The organism is Candidatus Saccharimonadales bacterium, from assembly GCA_036397795.1.
GTDB lineage: Bacteria > Patescibacteriota > Saccharimonadia > Saccharimonadales > DASWIF01 > DASWIF01.
Genome location: DASWIF010000074.1, coordinates 1 through 4,367, shown reverse-complemented (window position 1 = coordinate 4,367; position 4,367 = coordinate 1). Strand labels below are relative to the sequence as shown.

Below are 4,367 nucleotides of genomic sequence, written 5' to 3'. Positions count from 1 at the left end.
CTTTGACGGCCTTTCGTAAACTTGTCAAGGTATAGCCTTCCGGCATATCAGGCTCAATCACGCTGACCGGTACCGTTTGCCCGACCTCTATATCGTTGTTACCAAAGCCGATTTCCCGCCGGACAACCAAACCGACGCCATGCAGTCCTAAGTCGACCCATATCTCATGCTTTTTCACTGAAGTAATCTTGGCTTCAATTACGTCGCCGGGGACTAAAACGCTAACTTCATTGCTCTCGAGCAACGTGTCCATCGTAACGGCTGGGGTTTTGGTCGTTGTTTTAATCGCCATAGTTTAATCAATCACTCCTTAGTTCGTACGCTCTGTGGCCACGGCCGGCCATTCAAGATCGCGCTCTCAGGCACTATCGGCCTCAAGCGACGATTTGAAAGCCAAACCACCGACTATAGATTACCTTTATCCTACTAGATGTGACTACAGATGTAAAGAGGGGCTAGAGCGAGCTGTTTCGGAGTTGGGTTTTGGACTCGCGGAGCTTGAGTGAACCATAACTGACGGCGGCGATACCAATAGCGGCCAATAGGACCGATTCCGGGCCGGTATTGGGCAAATCTTCGTCCTGGACGGTACCGTTGTTAGAATTGGCGGCTTGCTCATCCTCCGGCGGCTCGTCAGCGGCCGTCTGATCGTCGCTAGTGGTGGTTTGAGCGATCTCGCTGATGTCATCCGTTTCAACCACACCAGTGTCGTCATCAGCCGAGCGGACCGTCAGTATAATCAAAGCTCCGACAATCGCCAAGGCGATGATAAACAACACGAAACCACTAAATCTTGATAGCGTAGAGCGGGCATTGTCCATTAAATTTTTTCACCTTCTCCCACCCATTATTAGTGATATTCTAGCATATTTACATGATATGTCTATGCCGGCTGTCAGTTGTGCTATGCTTGAGGCTAAGATGTATATCGGTGTCGATATTGGCGGGACGAAAACTCTGATTGCCCTGCTCAATCAAGAGGGAGAGATCGTCAAACGAGAAAAATACCCGACGAAAGAAAAATTCAAAGACTTCGCCGCTGATTTAGTCGAGACGCTGCGGCAGGATTTTATGTCAGACGAGGTTAAGGGTATCGGTATCGCGGCGCCCGGCCAAGTTGATTATCGGACCGGTGACGGTATCATTTTTGGTAATCTGTCCTGGCATAACGTTCCGTTGACTAAAACGGTCAAAGCCGCTTTTGATCTGCCGGTACTAGTCGACAATGACGCTAATCTGGCCGGTCTAGCCGAAGCGCGGCGTCTTAAGCCCCCGGCGGCCAGCGTCGTCTACGTTACCATCAGCACCGGTATCGGTACCGGTGTCATCATCGATAATAGGATTGATCCGCACTTTGCCCGTAGCGAGGGCGGCTATATGCATTTTGAACAAAACGGCAGACTCCTGCCCTGGGAAGATATCGCCTCTGGCCGGGTACTAAAGCAAAAATATGGCAAATACGCCCGGGAGCTAGAAGACGAGGCCGCCTGGAAAGAAGTTGCCTTTAATATTGCCTTGGGGCTTAGCAATATCTCCGCATTGATGGTACCAGAGGTCATAATTATCGGGGGCAGTATTGGTGAGTATCTGCCAAAATATCACTCTCACCTAACTGACTCGATGCAAAAACTCAAAGAGAAGATGTTTGAACTGCCCCGAATCATTCAAGCGCGACACCCGCAAGAGGCCGTGGTCTACGGTTGTTGGGAACTATTGAAGGACGAACTCGATGGTTAAACGCTTATCAAACGACTACGCCCAGTTTAACTTCTCGGCGGCTAGCCAATTCAGCTGGTCACCTTCAACCAACACCATAAATTATCCGGTTTCAGCTCTTAGGTCCCAATCCGGCATGTGGTCGTTGCTCCATGAGCTCGGCCACGCCATACTCGGGCATACGGATTACGCAAGTGATCTTGAACTGTTAAAAATCGAGCGAGCCGCCTGGGACGAGGCACAAAAAATTGCGGCTAATTATGCTATTTTAATCGACTACGACCACGTCGAAAACTGTATGGATACCTATCGCGAGTGGCTGATTAAACGCAGTCGCTGTCCGGTTTGTTCTAACACATCGCTGCAACTTGATATTAATCACTACAGCTGTTTTAACTGCGGTAGCGAGTGGCGTGTACCTCGTTCTCAGGCCTGCCGGATCACCCGCCAGGCTATAAAAAACCCGTCAGACGCGTCCAGATCCTAAAAAACCAGGGCTCTGTGTCGTTATTATTGATCCGCCTCGAGCGGTGGCGTCAAGCAGCGCATCCGTCGCGGCTGAAAAATTATCAAAAAAACAGCCCCAATCAAGACGATGTGACTCCATCTTGACAGGGGTGTTCTTCGTGGGGCGCTTAGATAAGTTCTAAGCGGCCTTGCGGCGTCGAGAAATTCTGCCGCCTTTGCGGCCGGCTTCTCTAGCTAGCTCGCGGTTAGCGTAAAAACCGCCAGTCCGGCCGTTTTTGCCACCTTTGCGCCCGATTGCGGCGTAAAAGTCCGCGCCGTAGCGTTTTCGGTTTGTTAATGCGGCTTTTTGACCGCCTTTTTTAGTCCCAGCCATCATGGCTCCTAATTCTCCCACCCATGATGTTTTAAACTCCAGACCTCTGGATTGAGCCTAACATTAGCACTTCAAACCGCTCGTGTCAATATTTACAAATGGTTTTTTTCATTAAAAAGCTTGAAGATATTATTTAACATTTCGTTGGAGTTACAACTTGATTGACGTGACTTTTGGCCTACGAGTGGTCTTTGACGTATCTCTTGATGAACTTATACATCGGCGTTGGCCCCTGATTGACCGATGACCAAGTGAAGACTGCCAGGTCTTCAGTTCTGCCCGGTTTACCCAAAGCGTTGGCCGAGCCTGCGGCGCTCATGTAATAGTCCTGGCCTTCGATTGTTATGATCAAGTTAAGCATTTTACCGTGCCAAGTATCGGGATAACTGGTAAGGATACTGTTTACACCGAGGCTTTCCAGGATAAAGTGAGCCTCTTTGGACCGATAGATGTTAGTGATAGTATCAACCTCACAACCGGCCTGCGATAAATCGCCCAGTTGGCCGATTACTTCTGATCTTTTGTCAAACAGACCAGTCATGGCTATCTTTTTAAATTTATTAGGTCTCCCCCTATGATCACAGTTAGCCCGATCCAGTATCTCGGTGTATGGCTCTTCCCGGCCGGGTCCAAAGTAAATAGCGGCGTTAGCGTCTAAGAACACGAATCCGCCGTAATCTTTGACAGTTTTATCCTCTTTGCCGTGTACAGCTTGATCATCGATATAGCTGCTAACCAAGTCATAGACTTCCCGATTGTTTTTGATGACAACGGCTACGTCATACGCTTGATTATCAACCGATAGATTGGCGGAGGTAATAACCGCTAGATGTTCGTCGTCGCCAGCCCGCTCGATAGTAAACACTTTGGCGTGGTTATTACCGCGCTCGTTAAAACAGCTAGCCTGACAAAACGTCACCACTTCTTCGCCAGCTTTTTTATTAACTTTTTCCAACATCTTATGTGTTAGTCCGGACTGGCTATTATTCGGATTTACGGTGTTTGTCCCCTCGACAACCAGATTCTTGACCGTGACGCCTCGTTCAATAGCCTTATAGACCGATTCAATAGCTGCTTCGTCCTGAAAGATATAATATGATGCCCGAAATTCACCCTCCGCTAAATCTATAAAGTCAACAAATAGCGATTCCGCCGTAAAGTCGTAGCCGGGTCCTATTCGATAAATCTCATACTTAAGCGGACCTTTGTCGATCGCTATTTTCTCGGGGTCGAACTCACCGGAAAGTTCTTTAAGATTGAGTTTTAGTTCTGGCTGCCACGTCTCTGCCGCTACTTCAACTGATCGTTTTTCGGCTGCCTGGTCATAACCGTTTGGCGGAACTTTAGTAGGCTCGCCTGGCTCTAACTCAGGTCCAACTGCCACGCGACCAAGTGGTAAAACCGAGCTTAACCGTAGCTCGGTCTGTTCCGTCCCATCTGTTATCCACTCCCGGGGAGGTTCATATATGGCCGTCTCGGCTTCAGGACTTGCTCCATTGATCGCGCTGCCTGCCAGTAACAGAGCGGCGGCGGTTGTGTTTACTTTTGACATTCGACTCATAAAAATTAATAGTGCGACCCCGCGGTAGCGGCCGCACGACCTCACCTAATTTAATGCTTGGCCCCTAATATAAAAGATTTCTATATTTTTTCAAGACCACAAGCATTTTTGATAGACTTTATCGTCGCAAATGACACAGGGATTAAATGCTGTTATTAACGATGCCCTAAAGTATACTTTGAGCGGATGGAGGACGGCCGGAACCAAGGGAATTGGCAGTGGTTTTAAAAAACAGACGATGCTAAGCTC

At 48.7% G+C, this 4,367-nt stretch carries 6 protein-coding genes; 2 read left to right on the top strand and 4 right to left on the bottom strand.

All coding sequences use genetic code 11. The features are described from left to right. On the bottom strand, positions 1 to 292 hold a 292-nt coding region (locus tag VGA08_04130), incomplete at its 3' end, for a S1 RNA-binding domain-containing protein (GenBank protein HEX9679778.1). 163 nt (positions 293 to 455) lie between these two features. Then, positions 456 to 821: a hypothetical protein gene (locus tag VGA08_04125; GenBank protein ID HEX9679777.1), complete on the bottom strand. Its 366-nt coding sequence runs from the start codon at positions 819 to 821 to the stop codon at positions 456 to 458. A 58-nt stretch (positions 822 to 879) separates the two neighbouring features. Here VGA08_04125 and VGA08_04120 point away from each other — a divergent pair, with 58 nt between their 5' ends. Both VGA08_04120 and VGA08_04115 read left to right on the top strand, forming a co-directional pair. Further along, positions 880 to 1,737 (top strand): ROK family protein, encoded by an 858-nt coding sequence (locus VGA08_04120; GenBank protein ID HEX9679776.1) that lies wholly within the window; start codon positions 880 to 882, stop codon positions 1,735 to 1,737. Further along, positions 1,730 to 2,203 (top strand): ImmA/IrrE family metallo-endopeptidase, encoded by a 474-nt coding sequence (locus VGA08_04115; protein ID HEX9679775.1) that lies wholly within the window; start codon positions 1,730 to 1,732, stop codon positions 2,201 to 2,203. Before VGA08_04120 ends, VGA08_04115 begins: the two co-directional genes overlap by 8 nt. Before the next feature lie 159 nt (positions 2,204 to 2,362). Here VGA08_04115 and VGA08_04110 read toward each other — a convergent pair whose 3' ends face one another. Continuing rightward, positions 2,363 to 2,557 (bottom strand): KGG domain-containing protein, encoded by a 195-nt coding sequence (locus tag VGA08_04110; GenBank protein ID HEX9679774.1) that lies wholly within the window; start codon positions 2,555 to 2,557, stop codon positions 2,363 to 2,365. 178 nt (positions 2,558 to 2,735) lie between these two features. Next, positions 2,736 to 4,109, bottom strand: a complete 1,374-nt coding sequence (locus VGA08_04105) for a phospholipase D-like domain-containing protein (protein HEX9679773.1) — start codon at positions 4,107 to 4,109, stop codon at positions 2,736 to 2,738. Between the last annotated feature and the right edge of the window lie 258 nt (positions 4,110 to 4,367).